This is a genomic window from Streptomyces sp. NPDC107581, from assembly GCF_055657175.1.
Map to the genome: position 1 here is coordinate 1 of NZ_JBVKBH010000030.1, position 18,450 is coordinate 18,450.

The following is an 18,450-nucleotide window of genomic DNA, read 5'->3' on the forward strand; positions in this document are numbered from 1 at the left end:
CCGCCGGTGAGCGCGCCGAGCGCGTGGATGTAGTCCTGCTCGTGCAGCTGGCGCCACAGCCGCTCGGCACCGCGCCGGGCCAGGGTGTGCTCCTCGCGGACGCTGCCGGAGAGCCGGACCACGTCCTCGGCACCGTAGGTGCGCTCGATGCCCTGCCACCGGGGATCGGTGGCCCAGCGCTGCGCGAGTTCCTCGGCCGCCTGCGTCCTCGCCTCTGCCATGACTGTCACGTCTCCTCGGTCTGTGCCGGCTGCCAATGTCCCCGTGCGGGTGAACTTGGGTGGCACTCTGTGTCGACTAGCTGGGATGCGGCCCGTCGTCACACCAGTGGACGGAGGTGAGCAACGCTGCCGGTCACGACTCCGCCGGCGCCGGGATCTCCGACGTCAGGGCATGAATCGCGCCCCGGTTCCGGGCGGTGGTCGCCGGTGTCCGGCGGGCCGCAGGAAGACTCTGACACTGGCACTGAGTGCCATCAACCGTGGACGCTTGCCAACTTCTGCGAATCTTCCCGTCGCCGTTTGCCAAGTCTGCGAAGGGTGCGCCAACCGCCCGATCACGTACGCCGAGCGGAAGCCGGGCAGGGGGGCCATGGAGTGGGCAAGACGTACGCGGGGGCGCGGCTGCGGCTCCTGCGCGAGGAACGGCGCATGAGCCGGACCGACCTGGCCCGCGGCCTCGCCCTCGCCTCCGCCGCCACCCCCATCGGCATGGGCTGCCGCGCCTGCGAACGCCTCGACTGCCCGCAGCGGGCCGTGCCGCCCCTCACGCCGCCCCTCGGGCCCCTGCGGATCGACCAGCACACCAAGCACGTTCGTGAACACCAGCACGTTCGTGAACACCAGCACGTTCGTGAACACCAGCACGTTCGTGCCGTACCCGGTGTCGGACACCGAGGCCGGCGCAACGGCGGCCGAAAGACCGCACGGACCGGCGCGAAGGCCGGTCCGTGCGGTGTCGGCCGATGCCGACGGGGTCTCGTCCCGACGACCCGGGACAGCAGGGGGTCGGGCGCGGGGTCAGGCGCCCTCGGGCAGGACGCAGGCGATGACGCACAGGTCCGCCGGGCACGGCGTGACCGACACGACCTCGAGCCCTGCCTCCGTCACCTCCCGGCGGATGTCGGCCTCGGTGCGCTCGCGGGCGTCGGTCTCGCCGACCACCATCTTGATCACGTTGCGGAACGCGGCCCCCGAGTCGTGCTCCACCAGCGGATCGATGACCAGCAGCATCGGCCTGTTGTCCGGGTCGGCGCCGGCACTCATCGCCTTGCGGATGTTGCTCAGGATCCGCACGCTGCTCTCCGAACTCCAGTCGTGGAGCACGTTCTTGATGATGTAGAGGTCACCGCCCTCCGGGACCTCCTGGAGGATGTCCGAGGGCCGGTAGCTCAGCCGCTCGATCAGGTCCTCGTTGCCCGGCTCGCGCAGACCGGCCTCCGCCCGCCGGCAGGTGTCCGTGCGGTCCACGCAGACGCCCTTGAGATGCGGGTGCGCCGTGAGAATCGTCTTGAGGAGCGCGCCGTTGCCCCCGCCGATGTCGAACACCGTGCGCACGTTCTCGAACGGGACGTGCTCCGCCAGCACCGTGCCGATCGGCCGGGCCCAGTCCTGCATCGCGAGGTCGAAGATCCGCGCGGTCTCGGGGTCCTTGTCCAGGTACTCGTAGAGCGAGACGCCGAACGCCTGGGGCATGACCGAGGTGCCGTGCTGCACCGCCTTCGCGAGGCCTCCGCTGGCCGCCTGGGCGTACAGGCCGCACAGCAGCGCGGTCAGGTAGCGGATCGACTCGGGGTGGTCGGTCCTGAGCTGCTCGGAGAGGGGGGAGTTGGTGTAGCGGCCCTCCTCGTCCTGCGCGAAGACGCCCAGGGCCGTCAGGGCCTTCATGAGGGACGCGAGCGCGTCGGGGTCGGCGCCGACGGCCTTGGCCAGCTCGGCGCCCGTCGCCGGCCCGTCCGCAAGGGCGTCAGCGACACCGAGACGGGCCGCGGCACCGACCGTCGCGGACGTGAAGGACCCCATGACAAGACTCAACAACGACACTTCCATGGCCCTATTTCTCCCTCGGCTGGATGTCAGGATGGCGGGATGCGGATGACAGGTCCGTGTTCTCGGCCGGCGCTCCACCTGTTCGGGATGTCCCGCCCGGCGGGCGGGTGGGCGACACATGGACGGTGCCGATCGGCCGAGTTCTTGAGGGGCCGGCCTCGTCGTGGAACAGATGTCGGGTACGGATGCCGGGCTGTCGTTGCGGTGTGCGGACAGGCGCACCGGTGATGGCCTCGAGGTGGGCCCTGCGCGGCACACGCTAAGCGAACCCGCGGCTTTCCGTCGCGTCGTTCAACTGCCTCGTCACCGGCATGGGTCCGCGGGTCCTTGGAAGGGCGATGCAAACCGCCAGCACAAGATCCGTTCAGTCGCGCCGACATGGCAGTTGAACAGGACGTTCGGATCGCCGCCGTCGACGCCCCCGCGCCCTGTGCCGCCATGATGTCCTTGTGGATTAAGGGACTTGACCGGAGTCGTCTTGCGCATCGTCCGGCGGGGGACCAGGCTGGGGGCCATGACCGATGACAAGCCGTCGAGCGATGACGGTGCCGAGGACGTAAACACAGCAGACCTGAGGGCTTCGAACGACGACCGGGAACAGGTCGTGGAGATCCTCCGTGACGCCGTCGGCGACGGCCGGCTCACAGCCGAGGAACATGACGAGCGCGTGGAGGCGGCGCTCAAGGCCCGCTACGTCAGTGAGCTGGCCGAGCTGACCCGCGATCTGCCGAACTCCCCCACCGAGCAGCACCCCCAGCCGACGGGCGCGGTGCAGTCCAAAGACGTGGTGGAGATCAACCAGCGCTGGGGCACCCTGCAGCGGTCCGGCTCCTGGGCGGTCCCGCGCCGTCTGGACATCCGCATGCACGGAGGTGACGTCAAACTCGACTTCACCGAGGCGGCGATCAGCCACGAAGCCCTGGACATCGATGTCGACCTGAGCATCGGCGGCAACCTGATCCTGGTGGTCAGGCCGGGCATCGCGGTGGCGACCAGCGACCTGACGGTGCGTGTCGGCGAAGTGAAGAACCGCCAGCCCGCCTCCGACGCGGACTCGCCCGTCGAGCTGCAGGTGAACGTGACCGGCCGGGTCCGCGGCGGCGACGTGGTGATCAGGCACCCGCGGCGCACGCTCGGGCAGTGGGTACGCGGAGAGAGCGCGCTCTGACACCGCAGGCACAGGGCAGCTGCCTCCCCGTGCCGTAGGGCAGAAGAGGCCGCAGGGCGGTGGCCGGTTCGCACGAGCCGGCCACCGCCCTGCTGTGTCGGCACCGCGGCCCTCCTTGTTCCGGAATACAGAGCCGTGGTATTTATGCGACCGGTATTATGTGCGTTCTCGCGGATCGAATGCCGGATTCCCTCGCCCGGTTAGGGCGGTTCAAGTGTTCAACTGCTGCGTTGCGGGGCCCGCCGCAGGCCGACTATGTTCCGGTTGACAGTGAGCCAGAGCTCCGAACGCATTATTCACATCGCTTGGTGTCTTTGCCCGAAATTATTGAGGACGTAACTTGCGGCAATCGCGAGGTGGCGGGTTGTAGGGATAAGTTGTCACTGGTTCCCGGGACATAAGGGCCGACGACGGGTCGGCGCCCCGGGCGAGCAGTGAAATACCTTGGAATGGTTGTCGCGACGGGGTGAACAGAGTCGACGAGAATTCCCTCGTCGTTGGCCGCGGCAGGTGATTCGGTCCCTGCCGCAGTAAGAACGTGCTAGATCTCTCTGCCGGGCCTGTGCGTTCCTCCTTCGTGTGCCTGAGTACCAATCTGCGTAATTTCCGCGGCAACCCCGCAGCGCAGCCGCGCAGATCAGAAGTGGCATATCCTCGGCAAGCAGGGATGGCGGAAGTAAATGGCCAACGAAGACAAGCTCCGCGATTACCTCAAGCTCGTGACGGCTAATCTGCGCCAGGTCCGCCGTCGACTGGCTGAGGTCGAAGAGCGGAACCAGGAGCCGATCGCGATCGTCGGGATGGGCTGCCGGTTCCCCGGCGGAGTCGGCACCCCCGAGGAGCTGTGGCAGCTGCTGGCCACGGGCACGGACGCGATCGGCCCGTTCCCGCAGGACCGCGGCTGGGACCTGGAGAACCTCTACGACCCCGACCCCGACCACCCCGGCACCTCGTACGCCCGCCACGGCGGATTCGTCTACGACGCGGCCGAGTTCGACGCCGGGTTCTTCGGGATCAGTCCGCGTGAGGCGCTCGTGATGGACCCTCAGCAGCGGCTGCTGCTGGAGGTTTCCTGGGAGGCGCTCGAACAGGCGGGCATCGACGCCGCCTCGCTGCGCGGCAGCCGGACCGGCGTGTTCGCCGGCGCCTACAGCCAGGGATACGGCACGAACCCGTCCGCGGAGTCCGGGGGTTCGGAGGGCCACCTCCTCACCGGCATCGCCACCAGTGTCCTGTCCGGGCGGCTGGCGTTCACCTTCGGCCTGGAGGGCCCGGCCGTCACGGTGGACACGGCCTGCTCGTCGTCCCTGGTCGCGCTGCACCTGGCCGCGCAGTCCCTGCGGGCCGGTGAGTGCTCGCTGGCGCTGGTCGGCGGCGCCACGGTGGTCGCCACCCCGTCCGTGTTCGTGGGGTTCTCCCGGCAGCGGGGGATGTCCGTGGACGGGCGGTGCAAGTCCTTCAGCGCGACGGCCGACGGCTCCGGCTGGGGCGAGGGCGTCGGTGTCCTCGTGGTGGAGCGGCTGTCCGACGCCCAGCGCAACGGACACAACGTACTGGCCGTGATGCGCGGCTCGGCGATCAACCAGGACGGTGCCTCCAACGGCCTGACCGCGCCCAACGGTCCCTCCCAGCAGCGGGTGATCCGGGCCGCGCTGACCGCCGCCCAGCTCTCGCCCGCCGACGTGGACGTGGTGGAGGCACATGGCTCGGCGACCACGCTCGGTGACCCGATCGAGGCCGACGCGCTGCTGGAGACCTACGGCCAGGAGCGCGCCGGCCAACGGCCGTTGTGGCTGGGCTCGGTGAAGTCGAACATCGGTCACCCGCAGGCGGCGGCCGGTGTGGCGGGCGTGATGAAGATGGTGCTGGCGCTGCAGAACGAGCAGCTGCCGCAGACGCTGCACGTGGAAGAGCCCACGCCGCACGTGGACTGGTCGGGCGGTGAGGTGCGGCTGCTGACCGAGCCGGTGCCGTGGCCCACCGGGGAGCGGGTGCGGCGCGCGGGTGTGTCGGCGTTCGGGATGAGCGGCACCAATGTGCACATCATCCTGGAGGAGGCCCCGGCCCGGACGGACGGGACCGCGGCCGGCGAGGGCGAGGACACCGGGGACTCCGACTCGGCGGAGACCGTGGACGGTTCGGCGGAGACCGAGGACGGTGCCGTCGCCGCCGAGGCCCGGCCGGTCGTCGTGCCGGCGGTGGTGGAGACCGTCGGGCTTGCCGCGTGGGTGGTGTCGGGCCGTTCGGCCGAGGGCGTGGCGGCGCAGGCGGGCCGGTTGCGGGAGTGGGTTGGGGCAAGGCCGGAGCTGGAACCGGCGGATGTGGCGTGGTCGTTGGCGGCGACGCGGTCGGTGTTCGAGCACCGGGCCGTGGTGCTGGGCGGTGAGCGCGGCGAACTGGTGGCCGGTCTGCAGAGTGTTGCCGCAGGTGCCCCCGCGGGTTCGGTGGTGTCGGGGGTTGCGCGTTCTGGTGTGCGGACGGTGTTCGTGTTCGCGGGTCAGGGGACGCAGTGGGTCGGTATGGGCCGGGAGTTGGCCTTGTCGAGTCCGGTGTTCGCGGCGCGTCTGGCGGAGTGTGGGGCGGCGCTGGCGCCGTTTGTGCCGTGGTCGTTGTCCGATGTTCTGTCGGGTGTTGAGGGTGCTGCGGGGCTGGATCGTGCGGATGTGGTGCAGCCGGTGTTGTGGGCGGTGATGGTGTCGCTTGCGGCGGTGTGGGAGGCCGCGGGTGTGTCCCCGGATGCGGTGGTGGGTCATTCGCAGGGTGAGATCGCGGCGGCGACGGTGGCGGGGATGCTGTCCCTTGAGGATGGTGCCCGGGTGGTGGCGGTGCGCTCGCGTGCGTTGTCGGGTCTGTCGGCGCAGGGGTCGATGGTGTCGGTGGTGATGCCGTCGGCAGCGGTGCGGGAGCTTGCCGGGCAGTGGGGTGAGCGGTTGTCGGTGGCTGCGGTGAACGGTCCGGCGGCGGTGGTGGTGTCGGGTGAGCCGGAGGCGTTGGGTGAGTTTGAGCGGGAGCTGGCGAAGCGGAAGGTGTTGCGCTGGCGTATTCCGGAGACGGACTTCGTGGCGCATTCCCCGGCGGTGGAGCCGCTGGCGGCGGTGTTGGAGGAGGAGCTGGCGGGGATCACCCCGCGGACGGGCCGGGTGCCGATGGCTTCCACGGTGACCGGTGAGTGGGTGTCGGGGACCGAGGTGGACGCCGGGTACTGGTTCGCGAACCTGCGCCGCATGGTGCGCTTCGAGGAGGCCGTACGCGTCCTGCTCGCCGGAGGGTACGGGGCGTTCGTGGAGGTCTCGCCGCATCCGGTGCTGACCGCCGCGGTCACCGAGACCGCCGAGGACGCGGGGATCGCCGGTGTGCCGGTGACGGGCACGCTGGAGCGGGACAACGGCGGTGCCGGGCGGCTGCTCACCTCGCTCGCGCAGGCCTACGTCGCCGGGCTGCCCGTCGACTGGACGAAGGTGCTGCCCGCCGGTGGGACGGTGGCGCTGCCGACGTACGCCTTCCAGCACCAGCGCTTCTGGCTCAAGTCCGAGGCGGAGACGGCCGCTTCGACCGGTGGGGACGGCACCGGCACGGCGGCGGAGGAACAGTTCTGGGGGGCGGTCGAGGCCGGGGACCTGGCCCGGATCGCCGACACGCTGGCCATCGAGGACCAGCGGCACCTGGCCGAGATACTCCCCGCTCTGGCGTCCTGGCGGCGCCGCGAGCGGGACCGCTCGGCGACGGACAGCTGGCGGTACCGCGTGACGTGGGCGCCGGTGGCCGAGCAGGGCCCCGGCGTGCTCTCCGGACGCTGGCTGCTCGTCGTCCCGGCCGGTACGGCGGGCGACGAGCCCGCGCAGCAGTGCACGGCGGCGCTGACCGCCCGCGGGGCCGAAGTGGTCGTGGCCGAGGTGCCGGCCGGGGCCGTGGACCGGACCGATGTCGCCGCCGCACTCGGCGCGGCGCTGCAGGGAGCGGACACGGAGCCCGCCGGGCTCTCCGGCGTGCTCTCGCTCCTCGCGCCGGACGAGACGCCCGTACCGGCCCACCCGCTGGTGCCCGGCGGCCTGGCCGCGACGCTCGCCCTGGTACAGGCCCTCGGCGACACCGGCGTGAGCGCACCGCTGTGGGTCGTCACCCGCGGCGCCGTCGCGGCCGTCCCGGGCGAGGCGCCGACCAGTCCGGCCCAGGCCCAGGTGTGGGGCCTGGGCCGTGTCGTCGCACTCGAACACCCGGACCGCTGGGGCGGGTTGATCGACCTGCCCGCCACCCTCGACGAACGGGACGGCGCACGGCTCACGGCCGTCCTGGCCGGCTGCGGCGAGGACCAGGTCGCGATCCGGCAGACCGGACTCCTGGGCCGCAGGCTGAGCCGCGCCCCGCAGTCCCGCGGTTCCGAGGCGCGCTGGAAGCCGCGCGGAAGCACACTGATCACCGGCGGCACCGACCCGATCGGCGGACACGTCGCACGGTGGCTGGCCGAACGGGGCGCGCCCCGGCTCGTGCTGACCGGCCCCGCCGGACCCGCCGCCCCCGGCGTCGCGGCGCTCGTCGCCGAACTGGCCGCCCGGGGCACCCGCGTGGACGTCGTGGCGTGCGACACCGCACACCGTGCCGACCTCGCCGCAGCGGTCGCCTGGACCGGGACGACCGGTCCCGCGCTGTCCTCGGTGATGCACCTTGCGGAGGCCATCGACGACCGGCCGATCGACGGCCTCGACCTCGCCGCGCTCGAACCGGTGCTCGCGGTCAAGGCGGACGCGGCGCTCCGGCTGGACGAGCTGACCGCGGACCTCGACCTCGACGCGTTCGTGCTGTTCTCCTCGGTCGCCGCCGTCTGGGGCGGCGGCCAGCAGCCCGGATTCTCCGCGGCGAACGCCTTCCTGGACGCGCTGGCGGAGAGCCGCCTGGCCCGGGGGCTGACCGCGACCTCCGTGGCCTGGGGCCCGTGGAGCGTCGGCGCGATGGGCTCCGGGGACGACGGAACCCAGCTGGAGCGGCGCGGGCTGCGGCTGATGAGCCCCGCTCCGGCCGTCCGGACGCTGGCCGGGATCCTGGACGCCGGCGAAGGCCTCGCCACGGTCGCGGACGTGGACTGGGCGCGGTTCGCCCCGCCGTTCACCCTGCGCCGGCCCAGCCCGCTCATCGAGAGCCTGGCCGAGGTCAGGCAGGCCCTGGACGACGCGGACGCGGCCGGGACCGGCGCGGCGGGCGACCCGGACGCGAGCACGCCCCTGAAGCAGCAACTGGCGGAACTGTCCACGGCCGAGCAGGACCGGATCCTGGTCAACCTGATCAGGACCGAAGCCGCCGCCGTGCTCCAGTACGCCTCCCCGGAGGCCATCGGGAGCAGCCGGGCCTTCAGCGAGCTGGGCTTCGACTCCCTGACCGCCGTCGAACTGCGCAACAGGCTGGGCTCCGGCACCGGGCTGAAGCTGCCCGCGACGCTGCTCTTCGACTACCCCAGCCCGGCGGTGCTGGCCGGGTACCTGCGGTCCGAGCTGCTGGGTGTGCGGACCTCCGGCCCGCTCGCGCCGGTGACCACGGCGGCGGCGGACGATGACCCCGTGGTGATCGTCGGCATGGGCTGCCGCTTCCCCGGCGGGGTCAGGAACCCGGAGGAGCTGTGGGAGCTGCTGGATTCGCGCACGGACGCGATCGGGGCGTTCCCGCAGGACCGCGGCTGGGACCTGGACAACCTCTACGACCCGGACCCGGACCAGGCCGGCACGGCCTACGTGCGCCAGGGCGGCTTCGTCTACGACGCCACCGGGTTCGACGCCGGGTTCTTCGGGATCAGCCCGCGTGAGGCGCTGGCGATGGACCCGCAGCAGCGGCTGCTGCTGGAGGTCTCCTGGGAGGCCCTGGAACGGGCGGGCATCGTCCAGTCGTCGCTGCGCGGCAGCCGGACCGGGGTGTTCGCGGGCGCGAGCTTCGCGGGATACGCCGTCACCGCGCCCACCGAGGGCCTGGAGGCCCACCTGCTGACGGGCACCACGACCAGCGTGCTCTCCGGCCGGGTGGCCTACACCTTCGGCCTGGAGGGCCCGGCGGTCACGATCGACACGGCCTGCTCGTCGGCGCTGGTGGCGCTGCACATGGCCGCCCAGGCGGTGCGGTCCGGCGAGTGCTCGCTGGCGCTGGCCGGCGGCGCGTTCGTCGCGGCGACCGCGGACCTGTTCGTGTGGGTCAGCAAGCAGCGGGGGCTGGCCCCCGACGGCCGGTCGAAGTCGTTCTCGGCCGCGGCGGACGGCATGGGCATCTCCGAGGGCGCCGGAATGGTCGTCCTGGAACGCCTGTCGGACGCCCGGCGCCACGGGCATCCCGTGCTCGCGGTGATGCGCGGCTCCGCCATCAACCAGGACGGTGCGTCCAACGGTCTGACCGCGCCCAACGGCCCCTCCCAGCAGCGGGTGATCCGGGAGGCCCTGGCCGGCGCGGGACTCTCGACCGCCGATGTGGACGTCGTCGAGGCACACGGATCCGGCACCGTCCTCGGCGACCCGATCGAGGCGCAGGCGGTGATCGCCACCTACGGACAGGACCGGCCGGAGGGACAGCCGGTGTGGCTGGGGTCGGTGAAGTCCAACATCGGGCACACCCAGGCCGCGGCCGGTATCAGCGGCGTGATCAAGACCGTGCTGGCGCTGCAGCACAAGCAGCTGCCGGCGACGCTGCACGCGGACGAGCCCTCGCCGCACGTGGACTGGTCCGCGGGCGAGGTACGGCTGCTGACGGAGTCGAGGCCGTGGCAGGTGGACGGCCGGCCACGCCGCGGCGGTGTCTCCTCGTTCGGGGTCAGCGGCACCAACGCCCACATCATCCTGGAGGAAGCCCCGGAGCCGGCCGACGCACAGGTCTCGGCGGACATCGAGGGTGCCGGGACACCGCGGGCCTCGGGTGACATCGAGGGTGCCGGTACGGCGCAGGCCCCCGCGGACATCCGGGGTCCCGGGGCATCGCCGGCCCCCGCGGCCGTCGACGCCCCCGGAACCCTCGCCTGGGTGGTGTCCGGGCGGACGGCGGACGGCCTGCGGGTGCAGGCGGCCCGGCTGGCGGAGTACCTGGGGGCGCGGCCCGGGCTGGACCCGGCGGACGTGGCGTGGTCGCTCGCGAGGACCCGCTCGGTGTTCGAGTACCGGGCCGTGGTGACCGGCACCGGACGCGAGGAACTGACCGAGGGCCTGGCCGCGCTGGCGGCGGGCGAGCGCGGACCCGGGGTCGTCGCCGGTACGGCCGCGGCGGCCGAAGAGAGCGAAGCGGTCTTCGTCTTCCCCGGCCAGGGCGCCCAGTGGGCCGGCATGGGCCGGGAACTGATGGCCTCCTCCCCGGTGTTCGCGGCCCGGATCGCCGAGTGCGCGCAGGCCCTGGAGCCCCATGTCGACTGGTCGCTCACCGAGGTGCTGGCCGGCGCGGACGACGCGCCCGGCCTGGACCGGGCCGACGTGGTCCAGCCCGCGCTGTGGGCGGTGATGGTGTCGCTGGCCGCGGTGTGGGAGGCGGCGGGCGTCACGCCGGGTGCGGTGGTCGGCCACTCCCAGGGCGAGATCGCGGCGGCCACGGTGGCCGGGATCCTGTCGCTCCAGGACGCGGCCAAGGTCGTGGCGATCCGCAGCCAGGCACTGTCCGGGCTCGGCACCGGCGGCGGAATGCTCTCCGTCGTGATGCCCGCCGCGGCGGTGCGTGAGCTGCTGGCCCCGTGGGGCGACCGGCTGTCGGTCGCGGCGGTCAACGGGCCCGCCGCCACCGTGGTCTCCGGCGAGACGGACGCCCTCGCGGAGTTCGGCGCCGAGCTGTCGGCCCGGCACGTCATGCGCTGGCCGATCCCGGTGACCGACTTCGTCGCGCATTCGGCCGGGGTGTCGGAACTGGCCGGCGTACTGACCGAACGCCTGGCCGGGATCAGGCCGGGAGCCGGCCGGCTCCCGCTCTTCTCCACCGTCGAATGCCGCTGGATGAACGGCACCGAGCTGGACCCCGACTACTGGTTCGCCAACGTCCGCCGGACCGTCCGCTTCGACGAGGCGATCCGGGAGCTGGCCGCGGCCGGGAACCGGACCTTCGTCGAGGTGTCCCCGCAGCCGGTGCTGACCACCGGGATCGCCGAGACGATCGAGGACATGGGCGCGACCGGCACCCCGGTGATCACGGGCACACTGGACCGCGAGAACGGCGGCCCGCAGCGGCTGCTGACCGCCCTCGCCCAGGTGCATGTCGGCGGCACCTCCGTCGACTGGCAGCGGGTGCTGCCCGCCGGACGGCGCACCGACCTGCCCACCTACGCCTTCCAGCACCAGCGGTACTGGCTCGGAGCCTCCCGCCCCTCCACCTCCGCGGCAGCCGGCGGCGACGGCGCGGAATCGGCGGCCGAGGCCCGGTTCTGGGCGGCGGTCGAGGGCGGGGACCTGCAACAGCTGGCCGACACCCTGGCCGTGGACGGACAGCGCTCCTTCAGCGACGTACTGCCCTCGCTGGCGGCCTGGCGCCGGCGCGAGCGGGAACGCGACGTCACCGGCAACTGGCGGTACCGCATCACCTGGACCCCCGTCAGCGACCCGGCACCGGCCACCCTGGCCGGCACCTGGCTGGTGGCGGTCCCGGCCCACCGGACCGCCCGCACCGAGGACCTGGCCCGGGCGTGCGTCGACGCGCTGACCGCCCGCGGCGCCCGGACCGAGACCGTCGAGGTCGAGGCGGGCACGGCACGGCGCGAGCCGCTGGCCGCCGGCCTCGCCGCAGCCCTGCGGACCGGCGCCGACGGCGGGACACCCACCCGAGCGGCCGGAGTGGTGTCGCTGCTGGCGCTGGACGAGACACCGACCGAGGCATGGCCCGTGGTGCCCGCGGGACTGGCCGGCACCCTGACCCTGCTGCAGGCGATGACCGACGCCGGGATCGCCGTGCCCCTGTGGATGCTCACCCAGGGGGCGACGGCAACCGGCCCCGGCGAGGTGCTGACCAACCCCGTGCAGGCGCAGGTCTGGGGACTGGGCCGGGTCGTGGCCCTGGAACAGCCGGACCGCTGGGGCGGTCTGATCGACCTGCCCGCCGTGTTCGACGACCGGGCCGCAGCCCGCCTGTGCGCGGTGCTCGCCGGCTGCGACGAGGACCAGACGGCGATCCGGCCCGCCGGGATCATGGCCCGTCGCCTGACCCGGGCCCCCCAGCCCAAGGCGGGCCGGGACTGGACCCCGCGCGGGACCGTGCTGATCACCGGCGGCACCGGTGCGATCGGTGGCCACATGGCACGCCGGCTGGCCGGCCACGCCGAGCGGCTCGTCCTGGCCAGCCGCTCCGGCCCCGCCGCCCGCGGCGCCGTGGAGCTGGCCGCGAGCCTGGCGGCCGCAGGCACCCAGGTCGAGATCAGCACCTGCGACAGCGCCGAACGCGCCGACCTGTCGGGAGTCGTCGACCGCATCGCGGCGGACGGACCGCCGCTGACCGCGGTCCTGCACACCGCGGGCGTGCTCGACGACGGCGTGCTCGACCGGCTGGACGCCGAACGGCTGAACAACACGCTCGCGGCCAAGGCCGCCGGCGCCACCTACCTCGACGAACTGACCGCGGACCTCGACCTCGACGCGTTCGTGCTGTTCTCCTCGGCCGCGGCCACCTTCGGCGGCGCGGGCCAGTCCAACTACGCCGCCGCCAACGCGTTCCTGGACGCACTGGCGGAGAACCGGCGCTCCCGGGGCCTGACCGCGCTCTCGGTGGCCTGGGGCCCCTGGGCCGGGGAGGGCGTCTCCCAGGCCAGCGACGCCGCCCGGCAGCGGCTGCGCCGCAACCGCTGGGAGGTCCTGATGGACCCGGACCTGGCGGTCAAGGCGCTGGGCTCGGCACTGGCGGGCCCGGACACCGTACTGACCGTCATGGACCTCGACTGGCCCACCCTCGCGGCCGCCCCCGGCGCTGCGGACCTGCTGCACGTGCCGCTTTTGCGCGACCTGCCCGACACCCAGCGGCTGAAGGCGTCGCAGGCCGAGACCACCGGCGCGCAGGCCGAGGGCGAACTGGCCGGCCGGCTGACCGGACTGTCCCGGGCCGAGCAGGACCGGATGCTCGTGGACACCATCCGGGCCGAAGCCGCCGCGGTGCTCGGCTATACGAGCGCCGACCAGGTCGAACCCTCCCGGGCCTTCAGCGAGCTGGGCTTCGACTCCCTGACCGCGGTCGAACTGCGCAACCGGATCGCCACGGTCAGCGGACTGCGGCTGCCCGCCACGCTGCTGTTCGACCACCCCACCCCGACCGTGCTGGCCGACCACCTGCGCACGACGCTCCTCGGAGCCCTGGCCGAGAACACGGCGGCCCCCGACACGACGGCCGCGGCGGCCGTCGACGACGAACCGATCGCCGTCGTGTCGATGAGCTGCCGGTTCCCCGGCGGAGTGAACTCCCCGGCAGAGCTGTGGGAGTTGCTGGCCGCCGGCGCAGAGGGCATCTCCGGCTTCCCGCAGGACCGGGGATGGGACACCGACGCCCTGTTCGACCCCGATCCCGCACACCCCGGGACCACCTACTCCCGCGAGGGCGGATTCCTCCACCAGGCGGCCGAGTTCGACGCCGGGTTCTTCGGGATCAGCCCGCGCGAGGCGGTGGCGATGGATCCGCAGCAGCGGCTGCTGCTCGAACTGTCCTGGGAGGCACTGGAGTCCACCGGCCTGGACCCGGCCTCGCTGCGCGGCTCGCGCACCGGCGTGTTCATCGGCGGATACTCCTCGAACTACGCCATGGCCAGCATGCACCTGGACGCCCACAACGGCGCCGGACAGCTGGAGGGCCACCTGGTCACCGGCAACGCGACCAGCATCATCTCCGGCCGCGTGTCGTACGTGCTGGGCCTTGAGGGCCCGGCGGTGACGGTGGACACCGCGTGCTCCTCGTCGCTGGTGGCGCTGCACATGGCTGCCCAGGCCGTACGGACCGGGGAGTGCTCACTGGCACTGGTCGGCGGCGTCTCGGTCATGGCGACTCCGTGGGAGATGGTGGGCTTCGCCCGCCAGCGCGGTCTGGCGGCGGACGGACGGTCCAAGGCGTTCTCGGCGGCCGCCGACGGCATGGGCATGGGCGAGGGCGCGGGGATGGTCGTCCTGGAACGGCTCTCCGACGCCCGCCGCAACGGCCACGAGGTGCTGGCGGTGGTGCGGGGCTCCGCGATCAACCAGGACGGTGCGTCCAACGGTCTGACCGCGCCCAACGGTCCCTCCCAGCAGCGGGTGATCCGGGCCGCCCTGGCCGGCGCACAGCTGTCGGCCGCCGATGTGGACGCGGTGGAGGCGCACGGCACCGGGACCCCGCTCGGGGACCCGATCGAGGCGCAGGCACTGCTCGCCACCTACGGCCAGGACCGGCCCGGGGAACGGCCGTTGTGGCTGGGATCGGTCAAGTCCAACCTCGGACACACCCAGGCGTCCGCAGGCATGGCCGGAGTCATCAAGATGGTCCTGGCGCTGCAGAACCAGCAGCTGCCGCGCACCCTGCACGCCGACGAGCCGTCCCCGCACGTGGACTGGTCGGCCGGTGAGGTACGGCTGCTGACCGAGGCGGTGCCCTGGCCCGCCGGCGAGCGGGTCCGCCGTGCCGGTGTGTCGGCGTTCGGGATCAGCGGCACCAACGCGCACGTCATCGTCGAAGAGGCCCCCGCGCCCGCCGGGGCCGAAGGCTCCGCGGACACAGCCGAGAACGCAGAACACACCGCTGAGAACGCGGAACGCGAGGCCCGCGTGCTCGCGGAGACCGCGGGCGCCGGTGCCTGGGTGGTGTCGGGCCGGTCGGCCGATGCGCTCACGGCCCAGGCGGAACGGCTGCGGGAATGGGTCACGGCCCGCCCGGAGCTGGAGCCTGCGGACGTGGCCCGGTCGCTGGCGGGATCGCGGTCGGCGTTCGAGCACCGGGCCGTGGTGATCGGCGGCGACCGCGCGGACCTCGTGACCGGCCTGGAGAGGCTGGCCGCCGGCGAATCCGCGAACGCGGTCGTCTCCGGTGTCGTACGGCCGGGTGCGCGCGTGGGGCTGGTGTTCGCGGGCCAGGGCTCGCAGTGGGTGGGGATGGGCCGGGGGCTGCACGAGGGCAGCCCGGTCTTCGCCGAGGTCTTCGACCGGGTGTGCGGCCTGCTGGAGCTGGAGTTGGGGGTGTCGGTCCGGGACGTCGTCCTGGGTGCCGACGGCGTCGACGAGACCCTGGTGGACCGGACGCTGTACGCGCAGGCCGGCCTGTTCGCGTTCGAGATCGCCCTCGCTGCGGTGCTGAAGGCGGCCGGCGTGGTCGCGGACGCGGTGGTGGGCCACTCGGTGGGTGAAGTGGCCGCCGCCCATGTGGCAGGGGTGCTGTCGCTGCCCGACGCGTGCCGGCTGGTCGCGGCGCGAGCCCGACTGATGCAGGCCCTGCCCGACGGTGGCGCCATGGCGGCGATCGGTGCCTCGGAGGCGGAGGTCCTCGCCGGGCTCGGGCAGGTGCCGGGAGCGTCGATCGCCGCCGTGAACGGGCCGCGGACGGTGGTGGTCTCCGGTGAGACGGCCGCGGTCGAGCAGGCCGTGGAGCACTGGCGGGAGCAGGGCCGCCAGGTACGGCGGCTGCGGGTCAGCCACGCGTTCCATTCGGCGGCCATGGACCCGGTGCTCGATGAACTGCGCTCGGTCGCCGATGAGTTGACCTACGAACGGCCGCAGCTGGTGTGGGCGGGCGCGCTGACCGGTGAGCCGGTGACCGAGTGCGAGGCCGGATACTGGCCGGCGCAGACCCGGCAGGCGGTGCGGTTCGCCGACGCGCTGGGCGCGCTGGCCGGACAGGGTGTGACGGTGTTCCTGGAGGTCGGCCCCGACGGTTCGCTCTCCGCGCTGGGCCCGGACGCGGTCGAAGGGACCGGCGGCGGCGAGGGCGTGTTCATCCCGCTCCAGCGACGCAAGGAGCATGACCAGCGGGGCGTGGCCGGTCTGCTGACGGCTCTGGCCCGGGCGTTCGTCCACGGCGTGGCCGTGGACTGGACCGCGGTGCTGCCGACCGGGCGGCGGGTGGCCCTGCCCACCTACGCCTTCCGGCACGAGCGGTACTGGCCCAAGGGAGTGCTGACCCTGCCGGCCGCGGGTCCGCTCGCGGGCGGCGACGGCGCGAGCACGGCGGCCGAAACCGAGTTCTGGGCCGCGGTCGAGGGCGGCGACCTGGCGCGGATCGCCGACACGCTGGCGATCGAGGACCAGCAGTACCTCGGCGAGGTGCTGCCGGCACTGGCCTCGTGGCGACGCCGTGAGCGGGACCGCTCGGCCACCGTGAACTGGCGCTACCGGGTCACCTGGACGCCGCTCGCCGAGCCCGGCCCGGTGGAACTCCCCGGCCGCTGGCTGCTGGTGACCGCGGCCGGACAGGCCGACGACGAGCTGACCCGCCGGTGCGTGCGGGCGCTGTCCGGCCGGGGCGCCGACGTGGTGGTCGCCGAGACCACCGAAACGACCGACCAGGAGCGGATGGCCGCACAGCTGCGCACGCGGATCCCGGAAGACGGGGTCTCCGGCGTCGTATCGCTGCTGCCGCTGGACGAGACACCGCTGCCCGGCCACCCGGCGCTGGCGAACGGACTGGCAGGGACGCAGACGCTGGTCCAGGCCCTGATCGCGCTCGCGGTCCATGCGCCGCTGTGGATGCTCACCCGCGGCGCGGTCGCGGCCGTACCCGGCGAGGCCCCGGCCCGCCCGGTGCAGGCACAGGTGTGGGGACTGGGCCGGGTCTGCGCCCTGGAGCACCCCGACCACGGCGGTGGCCTCATCGACCTGCCGTCCGACTTCGACGAGCAGGCCGCGGCCCGGCTGTGCGCGGTGCTGGCAGGGTGCGGTGAGGACCAGGCCGCGATCCGTCCGACCGGCATCCTGGGCCGCAGGCTGACCCGGGCCGCGCGGCCCGGCGGCTCCGCCGAGCGCTGGGTGCCGCGCGGGAGCGTGCTGATCACCGGCGGTACCGGCGCCATCGGCGCACATGTGGCGCGCTGGCTGGCCGGCCGTGGTGCCCGGCGGCTGGTGCTGACCAGCCGCTCCGGACCCGGCGCGGTGGGTACGGCGGCACTGGCGGCAGGGCTGGCGACGGCCGGGGCACAGGTCGAGGTGATCGCATGCGACGCCGCGGACGACGCGGCACTGACCGGGCTGATCACCAGGATCGGGGCCGGCGGCCCGCCGCTGACCGCGGTGATGCACGCCGCGGGCATCGCGCAGGCCACCCCGCTGGACGAGACCTCGGTGGACGAACTGGCCACGGTACTGGCGGCCAAGGCCGCGGGCGCCGCCGGCCTCGACCGGGTGACCGCCGGCATGGACCTGGACGCGTTCGTCCTGTTCTCCTCCATCTCCGCCACCTGGGGCAGCGGCCTGCAGGCCGGCTACGCCGCGGCCAACGCCTTCCTGGACGCCCTGGCGGAGAGCCGCCTGGCCCGGGGGCTGGCCGCGACCTCGGTCGCCTGGGGCCCGTGGGGCGGCGGCGGGATGACCGACCTGGAGGACGCGGCCCAGATGCAACGGCGCGGCCTGCACCTGCTGGATCCGGAACAGGCCGTCCAGGCCCTGGCGCAGATACTCGACGGCCGGGACCGGCTGATGACGGTCGCGGACGTGGACTGGGCGCGGTTCGCGCCCCCGTTCACCGTGCGCAGGCCCAGCCCGCTGATCGAGAGCCTGCCCGAGGTCATCGAGGCGCTGGCCGCGACGCAGGACGACGACGGTCCTGCGGACTCCGAGGCCGGCAACGCGCTGGCCCAGAAACTGGCCGGACTGTCGCGCGCGGAGCAGGACCGGATGCTGACCGACATCGTCCGCACCGAGGCCGCCGCCGTACTGGGCCACGCAAGCGTCGACGCGGTCGAGGCCGACCGGTCCTTCACCGACCTCGGAGCCGACTCACTGACCGCGGTGGAACTGCGCGACCGGCTGAGCACGGCCACCGGCCTGCGCCTGCCCAGCACGCTGCTGTTCGACTACCCCACTCCCGCCGCGCTGGCCGGCCATCTGAGGGCCTGCCAGGTCGAGGAGACCAGCCCGGTCCAGCCCGTGCTCGCCGAACTCGAAAAACTGGAAGGAATGCTCGCCGCTCTCGCCGGCGACGAGAACTCCGCCCAGATCACGAACCGCCTCGAAGTCGTGCTGTCCAAGTGGAAAGAGGCGCGGGACCGGGGTGCCGATGCCGGTGTCGCGGAGAAGCTCGAATCGTCAAGCGACGACGAAGTCTTCGATTTCATCGGAAAAGAACTTGGCATCTACTGACAAGCCGTAC

The 18,450-nt window shown here is 73.2% G+C and carries 3 protein-coding genes and 2 pseudogenes; 3 read left to right on the forward strand and 2 right to left on the reverse strand.

The window, feature by feature from the left end; translation table 11 throughout:
* A pseudogene (locus tag ACZ7P3_RS41015) lies at window positions 1–221 on the reverse strand (isocitrate lyase); the annotation flags it as partial.
* A gap of 360 nt (window positions 222–581) precedes the next feature.
* Between ACZ7P3_RS41015 and ACZ7P3_RS41020 the strand changes: the two are divergent.
* Window positions 582–806: pseudogene (locus tag ACZ7P3_RS41020) on the forward strand (short-chain fatty acyl-CoA regulator family protein); the annotation flags it as partial.
* A 213-nt stretch (window positions 807–1,019) separates the two neighbouring features.
* Here ACZ7P3_RS41020 and ACZ7P3_RS41025 read toward each other — a convergent pair.
* Window positions 1,020–2,021, reverse strand: a complete 1,002-nt coding sequence (locus ACZ7P3_RS41025; protein ID WP_472089768.1) for a methyltransferase — start codon at window positions 2,019–2,021, stop codon at window positions 1,020–1,022.
* 541 nt (window positions 2,022–2,562) lie between these two features.
* Here ACZ7P3_RS41025 and ACZ7P3_RS41030 point away from each other — a divergent pair.
* On the forward strand, window positions 2,563–3,216 hold the full coding sequence (locus tag ACZ7P3_RS41030) for a DUF1707 SHOCT-like domain-containing protein (RefSeq protein WP_472089770.1): 654 nt from the start codon (window positions 2,563–2,565) through the stop codon (window positions 3,214–3,216).
* A gap of 680 nt (window positions 3,217–3,896) precedes the next feature.
* Window positions 3,897–18,440 carry a type I polyketide synthase gene (locus ACZ7P3_RS41035; protein WP_472089772.1) on the forward strand — a complete coding sequence of 4,848 codons (14,544 nt, stop codon included), beginning with the start codon at window positions 3,897–3,899 and terminating at the stop codon, window positions 18,438–18,440.
* Window positions 18,441–18,450: the final 10 nt, after the last annotated feature.